This is a genomic window from Shewanella gelidii (assembly GCF_014647855.1).
GTDB classification, from domain to species: Bacteria; Pseudomonadota; Gammaproteobacteria; order Enterobacterales; family Shewanellaceae; genus Shewanella; species Shewanella gelidii.
Genome location: NZ_BMPZ01000011.1, coordinates 79,727 through 102,408 on the forward strand (window position 1 = coordinate 79,727; position 22,682 = coordinate 102,408).

Here is a 22,682-nt window from a genome sequence, read left to right on the forward strand (position 1 = left end):
CAGGCAACCAACGCTTTATCGCAGTGCGTCGCAGCAGGTTTAGTGAAAGTCTTTGATTAAGGAACTCAGTCCACCTCAAATTGAAAAAGCATGATGTTTCAAGTCGCGAGTGTTAACCACAGTGTCTGCCTATATCACGCTTGTTTCCCAATAATTCACATTGATTATTTGCTAATTTAGTGAATTAATAGGAACGCATGGTGCTGGTGGTGTTTCAAACACCATGCCCTAGCAACGGACGACAAAAACAGAGCCGCTTAGTGTTAGATAAAAATTCATCAGTCAAGGATAGAATTAATAACTATCTTCCTTGTTGGCAATAACGGCTGCTAAAGGGCAACAGTTCCACAATAAATACAAGATAGACCAAAAATTTAGGTCTTCTCGTCATAAACCCATTTTCGCCCCGTTCATATAAATGAACTTCTCTTTGGGCATTGGTTTCGGGAATTAATATGTTAAAAAAAACTCGCTCACTACTATGTACCCTTGCAATAAGCATCAGTGCTTCAACCAGCTTAAGCGCCAATACGATGGGGCTTTCTCAGCTAACCCAACCCCAGCAAGATTATTTGGCTGCAAAAAAGGCTCTTGATCTCAACAAACAAGCAGAATATCGCAAGCTACGCAAACGGCTTCAAGATTATCCTTTAACACTGTATCTCGATTATCATGACACCATTGAAGAAATATTAGCGTCGAGAGGAAGTAAGGCTCAAGCTCAGCTTGAGGCTTTTCGAGATTCTCCACTCTACAACAGTGGTCGATATCGCTATTTGAAACAGACGGGGGGTCATGCACGCTGGCAGGACTTCTTGGTCTTGTCGCCCCAAGAGCCTAGGGAAACGCAACTTCGTTGTTACTATTATCGAGCTTTACTGGCAACAGGAGAAAGCAAGCGAGCCTTTCAAGGCGCAGAAAAGCTATGGCTACATGGTAAATCAAGACCCAAAAGCTGTGACCCGCTATTTTCTGCATGGAGTAAAGCAGGCCACAAAACGCAAGCAATGATTTGGTCCAGAATGCTACTTGCTTTTGAGTCAAATCAATATGGACTCCTCAAGTATCTTTCTAAAAAAGTCACCCGTTCCAAACCGATGACAAAGCAACTGCTAGCGGTCTATAAAGATCCAAATACCCTGCGCCATGTTGACCAGTTTAATAGTACTCAGCAACTCATGAGTGAATTGGTACGTGTTGGTTTAAAGAAGCTCGCACGAAAAGACCTGAAGTCTGCGGTTAGGCTATTTCATCGATATGAACAAAAAAATCGATTCAGTAAATACCAGTCTATTGAAGTTCAACGGTATATTGTTCGTCGCGGCTTGATCAGAAAGGCAGAAGAGATCAAAAGCTTTATCGATACAGCCTTACCAAATATCCAATCTGATGACTTGTTCGAAAAACGTATCCGCTGGGCAATTCATGAAAAAGATAAATCTGCTCAAGATAAGTTTATTCAACTCCTCAGTGAGAAAGCTAAGCAAAGCCATCGTTGGCAATATTGGCAACTCAAAAATGGCCTTATTAACTCACCTGAGTCCAATGCAAGACAACTGCAACAGCAACGAAACTTTTATGGTTTTACCGCTGCGTTTCAGAACAAGCAGGCCATCCAGTTAAACCATCAGTCCAATACAGTTGATAAGCAGGTTCTGAAACAAATTGCCTCAGATAAGGCGCTCTCCAGAATTCAAGAGCTGTATGCCATCGAAAAACTGTCGGAGGCGCGTAATGAGTGGGTTTTACTCCTGCGAAGAGTGACAAAAGAACAAAAAACTCAGCTCGGGCTATATGCTCAACAGCGTCAATGGTTTGATGCTGCCGTGCAAGCCAGTATTCAAGCTAAGCTATGGGGCGACATGCAAATGCGTTTTCCAGAAGCAGAGCAGAAGAATTTTCTTGCGGCCAGTAAGAAATACAAGGTCGATATTGATGAAATTAGAGCGATTGCAAGGCGAGAAAGTGCCTTTTTTGCGCGAGCGCAGTCAGGAGTGGGCGCTCGCGGGTTAATGCAACTAATGCCGGCGACGGCAAAGCAAACAGCCAAAAAAAATAACATTCATTACCGCACGAAATCACAGTTGTTTAATAGTCAACTCAATATCCAGCTCGGTAGTGCTTATTACGCCGAGTTGCTCACCCAGTTTAAGCAAAACCGCGTACTTGCGACCGCAGCCTATAACGCAGGTCCCCACCGGGTTAAAAGGTGGCTGGAAAAATCGAATGGAACTTTAGATGTGATGAGCTTTATCGAAACAATTCCATTCAAAGAGACACGAGAATACGTCCAAGCCGTCATTAGTTACCGTGCCATTTTTCAAAAGATGAATGGCAAGCCCGTTTCCATTTTTACCGAGGATGAGATTAGGTTCAAATATTGACATGAGGTGAGGCACGATTTTTCGAGCCTCACTTCGTTCGCGGCACTCCTTGCCATCTGTTTTATGAATGGCTTTGTGTAAACAAAGCTAGCAGCGAACCGCTATGCAAATGAATAGACTTTTAAACTGAACTCAGAACTCAAACAAGCTCACCACCTCTCACATTTCCTTTCCAGAAATAATGACGATGTTTAAAGTTTAGGCCTTTAAGCGTGAGTTTTGTGCGCCTTGACGGATCCTGAAGCATTAATAGTTGCTTCAAACCGCTCAGATGATAATAATTATCAATACCAACAAGTAAGCCAGAACAAACCATGCCCCAATTTCACATAGAAGACATCAACCAGTTGTCGATGAGTTGTCAGTACCAATGCATTATTAATCCGAACACTCAGGACATATGTGGCTATGAGGCGCTAACTCGATTTACTGATCCGAATCAAAATCTGATCCCACCAAACATTGTTTTTGATGCACTTCATGAGCATCCCGAACAATTTGCATCCATTGAACTCATTGCCAAACAGTTTCAAATTCAGCATGCTCCACAAAATAGCCGCTTATTTATTAACTTAGATCCCCATGCATTACAACCGCACACCCAGCCTCTTATGTTTGACTTACTCATACGCCATCAAGACATCGTCGTTGAAATTATTGAAAACACCTGTATTCAGGACGCGGCATTGTCTAAAACGCTGATTGATGAGTTGAAACGATTCAATATACCGTGCGCACTAGACGACGTCGGTGCCAAACACGCGATGCTGAGCCTAGAGGTTTTAAGCAAGGTCGATCTGGTTAAATTCGATAAAAGCTGGCTTGAATATGACGAATCCACTTCACTCCCTCAACTCCTAAGCGCCCTCATTCAGTTCGCGAAGGTTAGTGGAAAAAAAACGGTTCTAGAAGGGATTGAAACTCGACAACAATTAGCTTTTGCACAATCATTGTCTGTAGATTATGTGCAAGGGTTTTATTTTCAATCCCTATTTTTGACGCCAAAACATAACCTACCACTAAGCAACGCACTTGCTCAGCAAGCTAACATTCCCACGGCAAACCATAAGATTGATTGCAATGCCGAGCCCTATATTCATTTGATGAAACAATCGAGCTAGCGTTATAGTAAATACATCCCAGTTCAAGGAGTGAGCCCGTGCCTCAAACCGCAATCCAGCAAGTCATCTCTCAAATAGAATCTGTTCTACTTGGTAAACCACTACAAGTGCGCCTAGCCATGACTTGTATCCTCGCGAAGGGACATCTGCTGATCGAAGATTTACCAGGAATGGGGAAAACTAGCTTATCCCATGCTCTCGCTCAAAGCTTAGGCTTGAGTTACCAGCGCATTCAATTCACAAGCGATATGTTGCCTGCAGATATTTTGGGGGTCTCAATATTTAATAAAGAACAATCACAATTTGTATTTCATCCTGGCCCAATCTTTAAACAAATGGTGCTAGCAGATGAAATCAACCGAGCGAGCCCCAAAACACAAAGTGCGCTGCTAGAAGCGATGGCAGAACAACAAATAACCGTTGATGGCATTACCCACGCATTACCAAAACCATTTTTTGTCATTGCCACCCAAAACCCAACCGATCAGTCTGGCACATTCCTACTTCCGGAGTCCCAACTCGATCGCTTTATGATGCGTGTTTCGATAGGTTATCCAACCCCAGACTCAGAACTCGCCATGTTAAGAGGCCAACCATTAGGAACCGATCTGCAATCTGTGATTCAATGTGTTGATCTCGTAACACTCACCAAAGCCCAAGAACAAGTTGCACAAATTTCTGCTTCAGATGCTTTACTGCAATACATATTGGCATTAGTAAACGATTCTCGAGAGCAAGCCGAAATCTACGGGTTATCACCTCGGGCGACGAAGGCGCTACTCCATGCAGCCAAAGCCTGGGCTTTTTTGGAGGGCCGCAGATATATCGTCCCAGAAGATGTCCAAGCAGTCTTTCCCAGTGTTGCCGAGCATCGTATTCGACATTCGAGCCAACTCCAGGGAGAAACCATGTCAGATAAAATTCTTTCTCGCATTAACCCTATCCGTTAAGCGAGCGGGTTCATGGTAAAGGCAAACAACACAAAAAAACGCAAACGCCTATGGCTCAATACCCAATTCAGAGCTCGCTGGCTCAAATGGATGGATAAACGCTTACCCGCAAATCGGCACATCCAGTTAAGCCATCGCAGTATTTTTATCTTACCGAGTAAGTTTGGTGTGGTTTGGTTTGGGCTAGTTATTCTCCTTTATTTGTTTGGAACCAACTACCAGAATAATTTGGTTATTGGCTTAAGCATTCTACTGGCCAGCATCCTACACACTTGTATCATATATAGTTATCGTAACCTTGCCGGTCTAAAGTTACAGTCCATGCCTGCAGCGCAGGTTTATGCCGGAGACACCTTATCATTCCCATCTCACCTATCCAGCGAGAAAGGAGCAAATGAAGTGCTGCTAAGCTATCCCTTTGCGCAGGGAGAAGTTGATCAAAGTATTGCTCCGCAAGTCAAACAGGCTCCGGTTAAAGTGCTTGTCTCTTACCCTTCAACCCCCCGTGGCCGCGTGAACCCCGGACGCTTAAAAATTGAATCTTATTATCCCCTTGGCCTGTGTCGAGCTTGGTCCTATGTCGACTTAGCGACAGAACTCATCGTCTACCCCACACCAGTCGAGTCGAAAATAGCCCTTAACGCCCAGCAATCCAATAACCAACAAGAAAATCATCATGGTCGACAGGTTGCCGGCATCGATGAATATCAAGGGCTAAAGGAATACGTCAAAGGAGAATCACTCAAGCAAGTCGCTTGGAAGCAACTCGCCCAAGGTAAAGGCATGCTGACAAAAGAGTTCCAACAACCCTTGGGGGCTCCCATATGGCTCACTCTCGACTCCAGTCAAAGCCGCAACTATGAGACCAAAATAAGCGAACTCACTTGGCAAGTAGAAAAGCTACACCAATCCAACCAACTGTTTGGTCTCAAAATTGACAATATTACCATCGAACCAAGCCATGGTGAGGGCCATCGTCATGCCTGCTTAGAAGCGCTTTCTTTACTACCGAAATTTGATGGGGGGACCCCATCATGATCTCAAATCAAATCGAACAAATCATTTCTCGAAATACTCTACTTTGGCTTTTGATCACCAATGTTGCGATTATTAGTCCACTATACGATAAGTTAACGCTATGGACTGGCGGTATCTGTGCAATCTGCTTTATTTGGCGAATAGGTATCTACTTTGGACGGGTATCAAAACCTCCGCGATACTTGGTCACCCTACTCGCTGTCAGTGCAGCAGGTACCCTCGCCTTAGTGACAAGTAGTATTGGCGCTTTAAGTGCGCTAGTGAACCTGCTAATTCTTGGTTATGCATTGAAATATATTGAATGCACCAATCGCAGAGATGTAAGAGCTATTGTCTTGGTTGGCTACTTTTTAATTGCGCTAACCTTCATTTATAATCAAAGCATATGGAATACAATTCACTTACTTGTGATTTGTGGAATCAATACCTGTGTTTTGGTTAGCCTTTACCAAGAAAAGGTCACCTTAAAATCTACCTATAAACTCGCATTTACCATGGTTGCTCAAAGCCTACCGTTGGCGCTGGTCCTATTTTTGGTCCTACCAAGACTCCCTCCTCTGTGGCTTGTACCGGATATGAAGTCCGCCGTCACTGGGTTAAGTGATACGCTTAACTTTGGTGATATTGGACGATTGAGCCGCTCAGACAAACTCGCGTTTCGTGCAACCTTTGATGAAGATGTTCCGACGAACGCAGAGCTTTATTGGCGGGCATTAATTCTAGACACATATGATGGCTCGACATGGGATAGAAACCAGATCATCAAAGATATCGAAAAAAATGCTTTTGTTATGCAGCCAGATCGCGGTAACCCAGTCGGTAAAACCATTAATTACACTGTAATTGCCGAACCCACACATCAAAACTGGCTCTACGGTCTGGATCAAGCCTTTAGCCAAACTGACGATATATACAATCTACCGGACTACCGTATTTATTCACTTCGTGCGGTTGATCAAAAAGTACAATATCGAGTCAAGTCTGCGCCTAATCAAGCAATGGATAAGTCATTACACCCAAGAATAAAAGAGATTAATTTATCTCTACCAGACGATAGCAACCCAAAAGCAAAACTGTTCGCACAAGACATGCGAGAAAAGTATCCTTCGCCTGTCGATCGTCTCAGTGCTTTCATGCGTTATTTTCGAGACAACCCTTTTTATTACACGCTAGAGCCACCGCGAGTGGGCCCTCAGCAAATCGATGATTTCTTGTTTACAAACAAAGCAGGTTATTGTGCTCACTATGCGTCTTCACTTGTCTTTATTGCTAGAGCTTCAGGCATCCCTGCAAGAATGGTAACGGGTTACCAGGGCGGAGAGTACAACCCTAAAGCAGGATACGTGAGTGTGTATCAATATATGGCCCATGCCTGGGTAGAAGTATGGCTGAAAGGCCAAGGCTGGATTAGGCTCGATCCAACAGGGATGATTGCACCAGAGCGGGTGAATGAAGGATTTGACGCTATCTTCGAGGGTGAAGAAAGTTACCTGAGAGACTCGATATTTAGCGGTTTGCAACTGAAACAATTCCCTTTACTCAATGAGCTCAGGCTAACCCTTTCTAGTATTGATTATTATTGGAGTGTTTGGGTTCTTGGCTTTGACAACGACAAGCAAGAACAAGTTTTACAGGACCTAATCGGAAAAGTGGACAGTAGCAAACTGATCGCTCTAATGCTCGTCAGCCTCAGTCTGGTGGGCATCGCAATCAGCTATAGCGTTGGACTATTTCATTTCCCCAGCCGCCAAGAACCAATAAACAGATTATATGTTCGCATACTCAATGCTTTAGCTAAAAAAGGAATACATAAGCCCCAAGGCATTGGCCCGAATGACTTTGTAGAGCAGGTTTACAAATTGGCCCCAGATTTAGCACCAGACTTCGAGCGGTTCACACAAAACTATATAGCACTTAAATATCAAAACTTACCGTCAACGGCCGCCCAAAAATGCTGGCATGTGTACCGAAAGCAAGCAAGTAAACTTAGAACTGCGATATTTAGGCTCCGCTCGGTTGATAGCGATAAATCAAACACATAGAATAACTCATTCGCTTCATTCGTGGGTACAGCATGCTTTATTTGATCCAATCAAACCAAATGGAATCCTTGAGTGAGCAGCTTGCGGCCGAGCTCGCTAAGCCGGCTGCTGACATGCCCATTTTTATGAATGAGCAAGTATTGGTCCAAAGCCCTGGCATGGCGACTTGGCTGCGACTTGAAATTGCGCAGTACAATAAAATTGCTGCTGGGATAGAGTTTCCGCTGCCTTCAAGCTTTATCTGGCAACTTTGCCATGACCTGCTCCCTAACGTTCCAAAAGAGAACGCATTTACTAAACCATTGATGACTTGGAAGTTAATGCAATTACTCCCAAGTTTGCTCACGCAAGCAGAGTTTGAACCATTAAAACAATACTTAGACGATGAAGCACCACTAAAGCTTTTTCAACTGTGCGGGAAAATTGCTGATGTGTATGATCAGTACCTCGTCTATCGACCTGACTGGATTTTAGCCTGGGAATCTCATGAAGAACCCTTCCCGCTTTCTTCGCAACAAGCTTGGCAACCGATACTGTGGCGCGCATTGATAGATTTCAATGCCAATCCTTTAAACGATGCGAAGTATCAACCCTCGGCTCAAGCAGATACAAATCGACACTACCATCGGACTAACCTTCACCAGTCATTATTCGATGCGCTCGCAAATCCAGATACCGACATCAGCATGCTGCCTCAGCGGTTATTTGTCTTTGGTATATCGTCAATGGCTCCACAAACTCTAGAAGTTTTGCACGGTTTAGCACAACGAATTGATGTGATGATCCTTAGCCTTAGCCCTTGTATGCACTATTGGGGTGATATCGTTGACAGTAAATTGCGCGCTAAATTGGCACTGAGTTATCAAGGGAAAAAGCAATTAGCTGAAGCATGGGAAAGTAAGCTTGAAGTTGGCAACCCCATCCTTGCAAGCAACGGAAAAATGGGTCGTGAGCTACTTGATTTAATGCTGTCCCTGCCCGAAGACAATATTAACCTTAGTCATGATCAGTTTGTAGAAGTTACGCCCCATAACCTGTTGACTCACCTTCAAAACGATATTTTACAGCTGCAAACTCGGGGAGAGTCTCTCGGGCCAGATGGTAAGCTTTACCAATCCACCGATGGTAAACATCAACTCGCCCACGATGATGATTCGATTACATTACGGTCGTGTCATAGCCCTCTACGTGAAATAGAAACGCTTCACGATCATTTGTTGGCACAATTTAGCCGAGATCCTAGTCTTCTCGCAAAAGACATCGTTGTGATGCTGCCAGACGTTGCTAAATATGCGCCATATATTGATGCTGTATTTGCCGCAAAAGAAGGCGCACACTATATTCCCTATGCCATAGCAGACCGAGGTGCAGCGCAAGAATCCCCCCTGATCAATAGCTTTTTGCACCTGTTATCGCTCGATCAAAGCCGATTTGCTTTAAGTGAAATCTTAGGGCTATTAGAAGTTCCTGCTATCTTAAGGCGATTTGAACTTGATGATGATGAACTGCAACTTATTCGTGCTTGGCTAGAACGTGCCGGTGTTCGCTGGGGAAGAGATGGACAAAATCGTCAAGAACTGGATCTGCCAGCATTTACGGAAAACTCATGGGCAACCGGTATACGACGCATGCTCCTTGGTTATGCATTAACCGATGGCTCATCACTTTACGATCACTATCTTCCGGTTTCAGGCATTGAGGGGCACGCGTCTCAAGCGCTCGGTAAGCTACTCAATTTCATAGAGGCTCTCGACGAACATAAGCTATCGCTCGCACAAGAAATTCCAGTGGCCGAACGACTCGAAGCACTAGAACAATTAACAGAATCATTTTATGACGTCGATGATCAAGAGCGTGAGCAGCTGCAAGAAATTCGCGATGCACTCGCAAAACTGAAAGATGAGTTAGAACAAGCGGGCTTAGATGCCCACCTCAATATTCAAGTGATCCAGCAATGGTTTGTCAGCCGACTCACTGAATCTCGAGTGGGACAACATTATCTCGCTGGGAGCGTCAACTTCTGCACCCTGATGCCGATGCGGTCAATCCCATTTAAACTTGTGTGCTTACTGGGCATGAATGACGGAGAATATCCAAGAACTCAACATCCTGTCGGTTTTGACTTAATTGCTCACCAAGGGCCACGCAAAGGCGATCGCTCAAGACGATTGGACGATCGCTATTTATTTTTAGAAGCACTGCTCTCTGCACGGCAGCAATTGTATCTAAGCTATATTGGCCATAGTGAGCGAGACAATGCCGAGCGAATTCCATCAATGCTCGTTTCAGAATTGGTCGAGTTTTGCCAGTTAAGCTTTATACCGCAAGCGTTATGTGAACAAGCCAAACAAATATCGACCGATAATGACAACAAGCAACAAGCATGTTGCGAAGAAAAGTCGAGCACCATGAACAGCGGCGATTCAGAAAAAGACAACCCAAATAGCGTTGAAGTACACAATCAAATCTCAGCAATGCAAAGCTTGCTAGCTCTAAGTGATCAATGCATCGCGGAGCAAATGATCCAAACTCAGCCGCTGCAACCTTTTGATAAAAGGCTATTTACCCGAGCAGAAACTGACACCCAACTATCAGTCCAACTTAGTTATGAAGCTCAGTGGTGTCCAGAGCAAACTTCGTCCGCACATCAAAGCTTGAAAGCAGGCCCGCGAACAAAATTTATTCTAGCCGATGAAATCAGAGCGTTAACGTCTGCCAACAATGGAGAGGAAGCTAACAACACCGGCGTTGAAACCCGCCCAGAAATTGCGCAACCAGCTGCAAATCAAGATTTCGAGCTAGCATCTCTTATTCGATTCTATCGAAACCCTGCACAATACTTCTTTAATCGTTGCCTGAGTATCGATTTGTCTTTAGACATTCAAGTTGATGATAACGATGAACCTTTTACGATTGAGCCTCTACAAAGATATAAAGTTCAATCCCGTTTGTTGGATGAAGCGATTCGCAATGGGCAACTTAAACCCGAAGCATCTGTTATCGAACAATTGAAAGCCTCGGGTAGTTTGCCAATAAAACCCTTTGACGACTTGATTTTAGGGCAATATCTCAAAGACATAAGCCCGCTAATCGATAGAACCTTATATCTCATTGGTGAAACGACTCGCGAAGTAGAAGTTGAAGTAACTTTGACCAGTAACAATCAATTACCGGTAACCCTCACCGGTCGGATCGATCAAGTCTGCGCTAAAGGCATGGTGAGCTATCGACCCGGCAGAGCCAATGGAAGAGACCTAGTCCGCCAATATTTGCGCCATTTGGCATTGAACGCAATGGGTCTAGAAAAAACAAGCTACTTAAATGATATCCACAACTTCCATGCATTTAAGCCTTTAACTAGTACTCATGCACTAAATCAATTACAAACTTGGTTTAACGGCTATCAGCAAGGTCTCATTACGCCCTTACATTTTGCCCCCAAGACATCACTTGCATACGCAGAAGCCGAAGGTGATCATCTACAACGATTAGTTCAAATCAAAGAGGTTTGGATAGATGAGCAAAATGAATTAGGCGAAGGAATGGAACCCCACAATCGACGCCTTTATCAATTTCCACATGACTTCACCGAAATCGGCTTCGGAACGCTAGCAAAGCAGCTACTAGAACCATTATTGAGTGCGTATGAAACGGGTAAATTAGCAGAGCTACAGTCTTACGTTGAGGGAGTAAAATAAATGAGCAAGCCCACTCCCCAGCACACCGCGCGAATTTTAGACCCTATGACCATGCCTTTGTATGGCAAACGATTGATCGAGGCAAGCGCCGGTACAGGCAAAACTTACACCATTTCAGGTTTATATTTACGCTTATTACTTGGTATTGACGAGCACGCAGCGCTGCGCACAGAGGATAAGGCTTTAACGCCTGAACCTGCTGAACTTGGTCAAGCGCTCAGCTGTGAGCAGATTTTAGTGGTTACCTTTACCAATGCGGCGACTGAAGAACTTAGAGATCGGATCCGCAAGCGTATCAACCTCGCCCATCAAAAATTCATGGGATTGACTGTTTCCGATCCTTTTATTGAACATCTATACAACCTCGTTCCCAATTCCGAACGAATGCAGGCGCTAAGACGACTAGATTTAGCACTTAAGTCATTGGACGAAGCCGCTATTTTTACCATTCACAGTTTTTGCCAGCGCATGTTAAGTGATTTAGCATTCGAATCAAACTTACTGTTTGAGTCAGAATTCACCTTAGATGATAGTGAGTTTTTGCATCATGCTGTGCGTGATTTTTGGCGAGAAGCCTGCTATTCACAGCCACTTTATGTTGCACAAATTGTACAGCAAGCGTTCGGCGAGCCTAGCAAATTAGTACAACAACTGCGGCCTTTACTCGGAAACAGCCAAGCCAAAGCCAATGTTTCGCCCGTTAGCTTTTCAAAGCTTGTCGATCAGCTCAACCAATGTTTGAGCCGTCTCAGGATCCGCTGGCCAAGAGAGCGGGACGCAACCTTAGAACGACTTAAGGACTTACCTCTCAATGCCAGCCGCTTTGGTAAGAAAGCAGATAACTACCCCAAGCTTGATGCCGTTTTCGACCAACTCGATAACTGGTGCACAGGCCCTTTGCGCCTACCAGATACAAAAGCACTAGACAATCTACGGCTGGACGATTTAAGGCTAAACAAAGGCGGCGTCACGCCAACTCCGCAACAAGCCCCTTTATTGGCACATATTCAAGAGTTAGCCAACTTAATTGGGCAAATCGGTCCGTCATTTTTGTTGAGCGCATTAGACGGGATTGGGTCTCGGTTCCGTGCCCAGAAGCACAGCCGCAATGTTTTGTCCCCAGATGATTTATTGAGTACGCTTTGCCGGGCCCTTGAAGATGATTCAAGTAAAGAATTATCAAGGTCAATTGTAAAACGTTTTCCCGTCGCATTAATCGATGAGTTCCAAGATACCGATCCCTATCAGTTTAATATTTTCAACCAAATCTATAGCCAAGCAAAACCAGAACAACACGGCTTATTGATGATTGGCGATCCAAAACAAGCGATTTACGCGTTTCGAGGCGCTGATATTTATACCTATATCCATGCTCGCCAAAACACACGGGATCATTACAGTTTAGATACCAATTATCGCTCAACAAATGCGATGGTTAACGCCGTCAATCAAGTCTTTACGCTACAAACCGACCCTTTTATTAGCCAGCAAATTCCGTTTGTTGAAGTGAAAGCGGCTGCGCTTTCAAATAAACAGATAATCGACTGCTCATCGAAAACGGATCCGTCGGCAATGCGAATAAGATTACTTGCAGAAGATCCTGATAAGGGGCTCAACAAATCAACAGCTAGAGCACAACTTGCTTTTGATGCAGCCAATGAAATCGCAACACTACTAAATCAGGCAGAACGCGGCCAATGTCAGATCCAAAAGCAGCAAAGCAATGGCTCTGCGGCATCCGGCACTAAGCTCCTTGCCCGGGATATTTGTGTATTGGTCAGAGACAGAAATGAAGCTGGCTACATCCGTCAGGCACTCTCTGAACGCAACATTGGCTCGGTGTTTCTGAGCCGAGAAAGTGTATTTAATACATTGGAAGCAAAAGAACTGGCATTAATCCTTAAAGCGATGGCAATGCCGAAGGATGAACGGGCGCTACGCAGTGCGATGGCAACTGAGTTACTTGGCTATCAAGCCCATGAAATAATGCGTTTTAACATTGATGAAGAAACTCGCCAAACATACCTTGAGATGTTTCACTATTTAAACCAGTTGTGGCTCAACCGCGGCATTATGCCAGCACTAATGCAACTGGCAAAACAAACTCAGCTAATCAATCGACTATTACTCCAACACCAGAATAATCAAGCGCCAACTTCGAATGCGAGCGCAAACAATGAAAACTCGGTTCTCAATACGTTGATGATGACACAGAGCACTGGCTCCGGTGAACGCCGTTTAACCGACTTCCGCCACTTAAGTGAATTACTCCAAAATAAAGCAACAGAGCTGGATGGGATCAATGCCCTGTTAAACTGGTTTGAACAATCGTTATTGAAACCTTCGCCTTTAGATGAGCAACAATTACGATTAGAAAGCGAACAAAATCTGGTGCAAGTCGTGACCATTCATAAGAGTAAAGGTCTCGAATATCCTATCTGCTTTGTACCTTTTATCAGTTTAGCGCGCGATAGCCGACGCAAGCCTACACCAATGCTTTATCATGAGACGATAGACGAGCAGGAAACACTGGTCTGGGATGTAGCGCAAAGCAATGATGGATGGGCTAAAGCGAAACAAGAAATTCTTGCCGAAGATCTACGCTTACTTTACGTGGCACTCACGCGGCCTGTGTATCGCTGTTACCTGTACATAGCAAACCATTCCAAAAAGCTAAAAGCAGGCATCTCTAGTCAACTTTGTGAAACTGCGATTGGTTATTTGCTCGGAATACAGGATAAACAATGCGACTATGCCGAGTTAAATCTAATGGCGCAAAAGCTTGCAAGCCAAGCAACGTCCGTTGCTCAAATTGAACCCTCGAATTTTCATGTGGTTGCATTTGAATCATTACAACAAGAAGAATCGAAAGAAGCATGTCAGCCCCAAACGCTACAACGTCAACACAATACCCCCTGGCGTGTCGGGAGCTATTCAGGACTCGTCAAAAACCTTGGTCACGAGAAAGTAAAACCTGGCGCTGACGACGAGAGCTATGCGGTGTCAGAAAATCACTCTCCAAATTCAGTTGTCGCGTCAACACCTCAACCCGAGATCGCATCTCATACTGGTGGATCCCCTAAGCAAGACCATGAGAATGCAGGCCTTGATGATGAGGATAACCTCAATCGATTCAATTTTGAACGAGGTGCCAATGCGGGTAGTTTTATGCATTTAGTATTAGAGTTGATTGATTTTCAGGAGGCCGAAACAGATCTATCTCGACACCTCCCCGATGCAATGTTGAAATACGGCGTCGATCAATCTTGGCTAGAAGTTTTGCACGCTTGGTATATTGACATTTTAGCCACTCCGCTCGCACAACATTTAGCGTCTCAGCCCAAAATATCACTCGACAAATCCAATCAAAAGCAAGCCATACCGCTATCGCTAGCAGCATTATCCGAATCCAATAAATTTGTAGAAATGGAGTTTTATCTACCGGTTAAAGCACTGCATGCAGAGCGTCTAAATCAACTTCTGGCACAGTTTGGTTACAGCCATGATCTAGACTTTTCGTCACTACAAGGAATGTTAAAAGGTTTTATTGATTTAAGTTTTTACCATCAAGGTCAGTACTTTATCGCCGATTACAAATCTAATCATCTAGGCGATAGTTTTGCGAGTTATCAACAACACGATTTACATCTTGCAATTCGTAGTCATCGATATGATTTACAATACATACTCTACACCCTTGCCATGCACCGTTTTTTACGACAACGCCTCCCTAACTATGACTACCAAAAGCATATTGGCGGCTGTTACTATTTATTCTTACGAGGCATGAGTGCATCAGCACCTCAAAACGGGATCTACTTCGACAAGCCGCCGCAGGCTTTAATCCTTGCATTAGACGAACTTTTTGAGCAAGGGACATGTTCGCTAATACCCAGTGCGAGCGAAGCGAATCATGATGACAAGAACGATCAACCACAATCCGAACCGAAAAATACCACATCGCAACTGGAGCTTGGTCTATGACGCAGCAGGATATACACCAATTAGACCAAGTAACCAGCGACCAAATGCATCGTGGCCCTCAGGTCAAAATCAATACGCCAGAGTCCATGACACAACTCATTAAACGCTGGCAACAGGAAAAACTAATCACACCGCTTGATCGACACTTTGCACTTGAAATGGCTGCACTTCACCAAGAGGATTCTCCGCTGTTTCTCTTGATTTCTGTGCTCGTCAGCCAACAATTATCGACTCAGCATACATGTCTAGTTTTGGATCACGTTGACTTCAGCAACCCGCTTCACGAACGTCAATCAAGCTGCTACATCACTCTCAGCAAAGAACAGCTTCACGCAGCGCTACTTCGTTTTGCAGCGATTAGCCAAGGTGTCGGTCTTACGGGCAAATCAGAAGCAATCCCCCAAACACCTTTGATCTTGGAGCAAAACCGCCTATATCTCAATCGTTACTATTGCTACGAGTTCGAGCTCGCGGCAGTACTCAAGCGCTTAAATTTGAATGAACAAAACAATCAAACGCTGGCAAAGCAGTCCAGCATTGACCAGCAGCCTTTGGCACTGTTATTTCCTGAACAAGGGTTAGTCACAACAGGAGCACAACCAGCGAATGTCGAAGATTTTGATTGGCAAAAAATAGCCGTTGCAACCGCCTTGCAACAACAGCTCGCAATCATTACCGGTGGGCCGGGAACAGGAAAAACCACAACCGTCACCAAGCTTCTGTGCCTACTTGTGCTGGAATATCAGCAACAAACATCGACCGAATATCAAACGTCAAAAGCTCCGTTCATTAAACTGGTTGCACCAACGGGAAAAGCAGCTGCTAGACTAAGTGAGTCGATAAAAGCGTCCAAACAACGACTAAAATCAGCGCTGAGCAACATCCAAGAGAGTCATTTATTACAACAATTACAAGCAGCAGCATTGCAAATTCCAGAAACAACATCAACGATACACAGGTTGTTAGGCGTGATCCCAAACTCGCCCCAGTTTCGTCATCACCCAGACAACCCTTTGCGCTTAGATGTGCTGATTGTTGATGAAGCCTCGATGGTAGATCTCCCCATGATGTTTAAACTGCTGTCAGCTTTGCCGAAACATGCAAAGGTCATTCTACTGGGCGATCAAGATCAGCTAGCTTCCGTTGAAGCCGGTGCAGTGTTAGCCGATATTTGCCAAGGGCTAAAGCATGCTGTTGCGGGCAGGAATATTCACCAATGGAAAATGCGCTACTCATCAGCAAATATTGAGCAGCTTCATCGTTTAACCAATTATGATTTACAGCAATACGCATGTGAGTCCGTAGGGATTGGTGACAGCCTAGTGATGCTATTGAAGAGTCACCGCTTTGAAGATGATGAAGGCATTGGTCAGCTTGCAAAGGCCGTGAACCAAAGTGATGCCATTACCATTCAAAAAGTATGGCAACACAATTACAAAGAGTTACTTTGGATAGAGCACACAGATCAAACTTCTTTAGCACCATTAACGCAACATAATAAAGCAACCGGACTTACAAGACTGCTCGATGAGGCCATCGATAACTATGGCTTGTACTTAGATCTTGCGAAACAAAAAGGCTCTGATCCAATGATGATTATCGAGTCTTATAATCGTTATCGTGTGTTATGCGCAATGCGGGCAGGACCATTTGGTGTCGATGGGATCAACCAAGCCATTAGCCAAGCACTCACGGACAAGAATCTTATCCAACCCAATAGTGAATTCTATTTAGGGCGGCCGATTATGATTCAAAACAATGATTACAACCTAGAGCTATTCAATGGCGATATCGGACTGATCCTCTATGACAATACTCAACAAAACCGTTTAATGGCCCATTTTATCAAAGCAGACGGCTCTATACTAAAAGTGCTACCAGCGAGACTACCTAGCCATCAAACTTGTTTTGCAATGACTGTACATAAGAGTCAGGGCAGTGAATTTGCCAATGTTGCTCTAGTATTGCCTGAAAAACCCAGCCCCAGCCAGACTCAATTACTCACGAAAGAACTCATTTATACGGCGATAACACGTGCAAAACTAAAATTTAGCTGCCTTGGAAGCGCTAAAGTCTTTGAAAAAGCAAGTCTTAGAGCAACACAAAGGGCTTCAGGGTTAGCACAAAGGCTTTGGGAAACAATGGATTGAATCCATCTGTCACGACCTCGCGCATCGCACAATCAAAATAAATCACCCAAAACAAAACGTTTAAGCACAAATGCGACCGTAACCCACTAACAGAAAGGCCAAAGAATTCAAAAACTTTCACAGCAGCCGCGAAGTAACAAAAGACTGTCGCTATCACAGCACAATTTTGCTCACTGTTTCAGCTCGAGTAAAGCTGCCCAACTTTTATCGTCAAATCAAAATCTTAGTTACTAACCCTAGTCTTTATTTAAAAATGAACTTTAGTTCATAAACCGCGTATAACGCCATTGCTTTTAAACAAACAATAAGATTAAATTCGCAAACGTTCTGTACCTAATCGACTACGCTTATATTTACATGTGTCATTAGGTATTGAGGATGATTCCAACACATAGACACCAATACATCAGCTTAGGTGAAGGCCTTTATTGCTCTGATGATTGGATAACCATGGTGCTCTCGAATACCTCGAATAGACAAGGATAAGAATGGACTCTTTACAATGCGGCCTGATCCAGCAGATGCTCCGACGGAGTTGCGCATTATTGTTATGCACACTATTCGCACTAACGCCAACTCAAGCGAGTGCGAAACACCTCACACTCTCTACGCTTGAAGGTTTAAGTATTACCGAACTTTGCGGGCAAGTTGTTTCGGAAGCCTATAGTAAAATTGACGTAAACGTACGCATTAACCTTTATCCTGCAAAACGTTCTTTATCGGTTTCTAATGGCGGCGATGTCGACGGTGAACTGATGCGCATTGCTAATGCAGAAAAAAAATACCCCAACCTAATTCGCATACCCACATCGATCTGCTCAATGTCTAGCCGGGTCTATTCTAAAAATCCCAATCTAAATCTTGAAGATTGGAACAGTCTCAAGCCATACCGTATTGGCATTCATCGCGGTCATTTATATGCGCTAAACGGCACGCAAGGCATGCAAGCTATACAAATCAATAGTAACGAATCAATGTTTAAGATGTTAGATGCAGACCGAGTTGATGTCATCGTTGCGCATGTGCCAGATGCAACTCGTACCATTGGCCAAATGCGCTTAAAGAATGTGTATCCAGTAAGTCCCATCATTTCAGATGTGAAGCTCTATCACTACCTTCATAAAAAACATCAGGATCTGGTGCCACAAATCGATACGGCATTGCAAGAAATGGAGCAAAATGGCCGAATTGCCCAACTCGCTGAAGAATTTTTAAAATCAGTAGAGCAGTTAGCAGTAAGGCGGCCTAGCCATTAACCCCCATCGATGTGTGTAACCAATAAAAAGCCAGCTATGTAGCTGGCTTTGTCTATTTTTAGGTTCGCCGTCGACTCAAGAAGACATGTATCTACGACGATTAAAACCGCGCATTAACGACATCACCGTAATATACGCCCTATTTATAATCCATGACTAAAAACAATCACCAGGAACGCGTACCCAACCTTCCATCAATACCCGAGCACTACGACTCATCACAACTTTGCTGACTTGCCACTCACTGTTGTTTAAGCTTGCTTCTGCGCCAACCTTGAGCGTGCCAGAAGGATGCCCAAACCGCACTGCTGGTTTATCTCCGCCACCAGCCGCTAAGTTAACTAATGTACCAGGAATTGCTGCTGCGGTACCAATAGCAACGGCTGCAGTGCCCATCATCGCATGGTGGAGCTTCCCCATCGACAATGCGCGTACGAGTAGATCAACATCGTTAGCAGAGACTTCTTTGCCACTTGAGCTTTCATAGGATTTTGGCGGCGAAACAAAAGCAATTTTCGGCGTATGCTGCCGCGTCTGCGCCTCTTGAATATCTTGGATCAACCCCATATGTTTCGCACCATATGCGCGAATGGTTTCGAAACGCTGCAACGCCTGCACATCGCCGTTAATCGCATCTTGCAATTCAGTACCCTGATAACCGATTGATTCCGCGTTGACAAAGATTGTAGGGATCCCAGCATTAATCATGGTGGCTTTAAAGCATCCCACACCCGGGACTTCTAACTCATCAATAAGATTTCCCGTTGGGAACATCGCCTCTTTCCCATCCACTGGCGCAATAAACTCCACTTCGACTTCTGCGGCAGGAAATGTCACACCATCCAACTCAAAAAGTCCGGTTTCCTGAACTTGACCATTGCGCATAGGGATTTGTGCAACAATCGTTTTGTTGATGTTAGCCTGCCAAATCCGTACCTTCGCGATGCCATTTTCAGGTAGTCGGCTCGCTTCAACGAGGCCATTGCTAATGGCAAAAGCACCAACCGCAGCTGTTAAGTTGCCACAATTACCGCTCCAATCAATAAATGGCTTATCGATAGCAACTTGGCCAAATAAATAATCTACGTCATGATCGGCGACCGTCGCTTTAGAAATAATCACTGTTTTGCTAGTACTTGAAGTCGCGCCGCCCATCCCATCGGTATGTTTCCCATAGGGATCTGGACTACCAATCACACGAAGCAACAGCGCATCTCTAGCGGCGCCCGGCTGCTGTGCCGCTTCTGGTAGATCGGTCAAACTAAAAAAAACACCCTTACTCGTACCGCCACGCATATAGGTCGCAGGGATCTTTACTTGTGGTACAAAGCTCATTGTTTCGATTCCTTTTTAAATCTAAAAACAAGGGGAGACATGAAATGCTCCCCCTGAAAAAATGTACGATTCACAGGTTCTTAGCCATCCCCTCGTGAATCGCTAACTCAGGTTTACTGAGTATTATTCGCCAAAAAGTCTTCAGCAAAACGCTGCAAAACACCACCAGCTTGATAGACCGACACTTCTTCTGCCGTATCGAGGCGGCAAGTGACAGGAACATTCAATACATCGCCACTGGTTCGCGTAATTACGAGCGTTAGCTCTGCCCGTGGTGTTGGCGTGCCTAGGACATCAAAGGTTTCTGTGCCATCGATACCGTAAGTCTGGCGGCTCTCGCCCTTTTTAAACTCTAAAGGCAATACTCCCATACCCACGAGATTCGTGCGATGGATGCGCTCAAAACCTTCAGCGACAATTGCTTCAACCCCAGCAAGACGAACCCCCTTTGCAGCCCAATCTCTTGATGATCCCTGACCATAATCGGCACCAGCGACAATGATAAGCGGCTGTTTTCTATCCATGTAGGTTTCAATCGCTTCCCACATGCGTGTTACTTTGCCTTCCGGTTCAATTCTCGCTAAAGATCCCTGTTTAACTTCACCATTTTCCTGAACCATCTCATTGAGCAATTTAGGATTAGCAAATGTCGCACGTTGCGCAGTTAAATGATCACCACGGTGAGTCGCGTACGAATTAAAATCCACTTCGGGTAAACCCATTCGGGCTAAATATTCACCCGCAGCACTTGAGGCCAATATCGCGTTCGACGGTGATAAATGGTCGGTCGTAATATTGTCACCAAGGACAGCTAATGGTCGCATGCCTTTTAACGTTCTGGCACCAGCTAATGCACCTTCCCAATACGGTGGTCTGCGAATATAGGTACTTTCCGGACGCCACTCATATAGCGGGCTGATTTCATTGCCATATTCAACGGCGACATCAAACATTGGCGTATAAATTTCGCGGAACTGCTCTGGCTTCACACTACTCGCAACAATGGCATCGATTTCTTCGTCGGTTGGCCAGATGTCTTTCAGGCGAATATCATTACCTTGCTGATCTTGCCCCAGCACATCCTTTTCAATATCAAAACGGATAGTACCGGCTATCGCATAAGCGACAACAAGTGGCGGCGAAGCCAAAAATGCTTGTTTAGCATAGGGGTGGATCCGACCATCAAAATTACGGTTGCCGGATAAGACCGCAGTGGAATACAGATCGCGATCAATCACTTCTTGCTGTATGACAGGATCTAGCGCACCACTCATGCCGTTACATGTTGTACAAGCAAAGCCAACAATTCCGAATCCAAGCTGTTCTAACTCCGGAAGCAAGGCTGACTCTTCCAGATAAAGCTGAGCAACTTTTGAGCCCGGCGCAAAGGAAGATTTAACCCAAGGTTTACGAGTCAAACCCAGTGCATTCGCTTTACGGGCAAGTAGACCCGCGGCCACGACATTGCGAGGGTTACTGGTATTTGTACAACTCGTAATTGCCGCAATAATCACAGCACCATCTGGCATCAAGCCTTCTTCGTTTTCAACGGTGCCAGAAATTCCTCGCTCCGCAAGCTCCGATGTTGGCACTCGACGATGGGGATTCGACGGACCAGCAATATTTCGAACCACAGAAGACAGATCAAAACGCAGGACACGCTCATACTCCGCTTCTTTTAAACTATCAGCCCACAAGCCCGTTTGTTTGGCATAGGTTTCGACAAGTTTAACTTGCTCAGGCTCTCGACCGGTTAGCTTCAGATAATCGATGGTTTGCTGATCGATATAAAACATTCCCGCAGACGCACCAAACTCCGGAGTCATGTTTGAAATCGTAGCGCGATCACCTAAGGTGAGATCCGCAGCGCCTTCACCATAAAATTCCAGATACGAAGACACAACCTTTTGCGCACGTAAGAATTCGGTAATTGCTAAAACAATATCGGTTGCTGTAATGCCAGGCTGGCGCTTACCGGTTAATTCCACACCAATAATATCAGGAAGGCGCATATACGAAGCGCGGCCTAACATGACGTTCTCAGCTTCTAGCCCGCCAACACCAATCGCAATAACCCCTAGCGCGTCAACGTGAGGTGTATGACTGTCTGTTCCGACTAAAGTGTCAGGAAAGGCAACCCCTTGACGTGACTGAATAACCGGTGACATTTTTTCCAAATTAATTTGGTGCATAATGCCATTACCAGGTTGAATGACATCAACGTTTTTGAACGCTTTCTTCGTCCAATTGATAAAATGAAATCGATCTTCATTGCGACGGTCTTCAATGGCTCTGTTCTTATCAAATGCATCTTTATCAAAGCCCGCATGCTCAACTGCTAGCGAATGGTCAACAATGAGCTGCGTGGGTACCACTGGGTTCACTTTAGAAGGATCACCGCCCTTGTCTGCGATGGCATCCCGCAAGCCGGCTAAATCAACCAGCGCGGTTTGACCCAAAATGTCATGGCAAACAACACGTGCTGGATACCAAGGGAAATCTAAATCCCGCTTACGTTCAATAATTTGTTTCAAAGAATCTGTGAGCGTTTCAGGGCTACAGCGACGCACAAGGTTCTCTGCAAGTACCCGTGACGTATAAGGCAAGGTCGCATAGGATCCAGGTGCAATCGCTTCTACTGCGGCTTGTGTATCAAAAAAGTCTAGGCCAGTATCCGCAAGGGGTTTACGGTATTGAGTGTTCATAATTCATCCAAATTCGCAT

General features: G+C 44.8%; 11 protein-coding genes. 9 read left to right on the top strand and 2 right to left on the bottom strand.

Annotated features, from left to right (window positions below; translation table 11 throughout):
* The first annotated feature begins 455 nt into the window (after positions 1 to 455).
* The 9 genes from IEY18_RS15545 (at position 456) to IEY18_RS15585 (ending at position 18,623) form a co-directional block, all read left to right on the top strand.
* Positions 456 to 2,384, top strand: coding sequence for a transglycosylase SLT domain-containing protein (locus tag IEY18_RS15545; RefSeq protein WP_188922513.1), 1,929 nt, complete (start codon positions 456 to 458; stop codon positions 2,382 to 2,384).
* Between the two features lie 314 nt (positions 2,385 to 2,698).
* Positions 2,699 to 3,505 carry an EAL domain-containing protein gene (locus IEY18_RS15550; RefSeq protein ID WP_229779976.1) on the top strand — a complete coding sequence of 269 codons (807 nt, stop codon included), beginning with the start codon at positions 2,699 to 2,701 and terminating at the stop codon, positions 3,503 to 3,505.
* Between the two features lie 38 nt (positions 3,506 to 3,543).
* The gene (locus IEY18_RS15555; protein WP_229779977.1) at positions 3,544 to 4,455 is read left to right on the top strand and encodes an AAA family ATPase; all 912 of its coding nucleotides are present in this window, start codon (positions 3,544 to 3,546) and stop codon (positions 4,453 to 4,455) included.
* A gap of 12 nt (positions 4,456 to 4,467) precedes the next feature.
* A complete protein-coding gene (locus tag IEY18_RS15560) occupies positions 4,468 to 5,493 on the top strand; it encodes a DUF58 domain-containing protein (protein ID WP_229779979.1) in 1,026 nt (341 codons plus the stop codon).
* A complete protein-coding gene (locus IEY18_RS15565) occupies positions 5,490 to 7,535 on the top strand; it encodes a transglutaminase TgpA family protein (protein ID WP_188922515.1) in 2,046 nt (681 codons plus the stop codon). Before IEY18_RS15560 ends, IEY18_RS15565 begins: the two co-directional genes overlap by 4 nt.
* A 32-nt stretch (positions 7,536 to 7,567) precedes the next feature.
* A complete protein-coding gene (gene recC, locus IEY18_RS15570; RefSeq protein WP_188922517.1) occupies positions 7,568 to 11,233 on the top strand; it encodes an exodeoxyribonuclease V subunit gamma in 3,666 nt (1,221 codons plus the stop codon).
* Positions 11,234 to 15,217 carry a UvrD-helicase domain-containing protein gene (locus tag IEY18_RS15575; RefSeq protein WP_188922519.1) on the top strand — a complete coding sequence of 1,328 codons (3,984 nt, stop codon included), beginning with the start codon at positions 11,234 to 11,236 and terminating at the stop codon, positions 15,215 to 15,217.
* A gap of 86 nt (positions 15,218 to 15,303) precedes the next feature.
* Positions 15,304 to 17,367 carry an exodeoxyribonuclease V subunit alpha gene (recD, locus tag IEY18_RS15580; RefSeq protein ID WP_428848196.1) on the top strand — a complete coding sequence of 688 codons (2,064 nt, stop codon included), beginning with the start codon at positions 15,304 to 15,306 and terminating at the stop codon, positions 17,365 to 17,367.
* Positions 17,368 to 17,855: 488 nt separating this feature from the next.
* Positions 17,856 to 18,623 (top strand): substrate-binding periplasmic protein, encoded by a 768-nt coding sequence (locus IEY18_RS15585; protein ID WP_188922521.1) that lies wholly within the window; start codon positions 17,856 to 17,858, stop codon positions 18,621 to 18,623.
* A gap of 156 nt (positions 18,624 to 18,779) precedes the next feature.
* Here the strand turns inward: IEY18_RS15585 and prpF are convergent, their stop codons facing one another.
* Both prpF and acnD read right to left on the bottom strand, forming a co-directional pair.
* Positions 18,780 to 19,958 (bottom strand): 2-methylaconitate cis-trans isomerase PrpF, encoded by a 1,179-nt coding sequence (gene prpF, locus IEY18_RS15590; RefSeq protein ID WP_188922523.1) that lies wholly within the window; start codon positions 19,956 to 19,958, stop codon positions 18,780 to 18,782.
* Between the two features lie 113 nt (positions 19,959 to 20,071).
* A complete protein-coding gene (gene acnD / locus IEY18_RS15595; protein ID WP_188922525.1) occupies positions 20,072 to 22,663 on the bottom strand; it encodes a Fe/S-dependent 2-methylisocitrate dehydratase AcnD in 2,592 nt (863 codons plus the stop codon).
* Positions 22,664 to 22,682 lie beyond the last annotated feature (19 nt).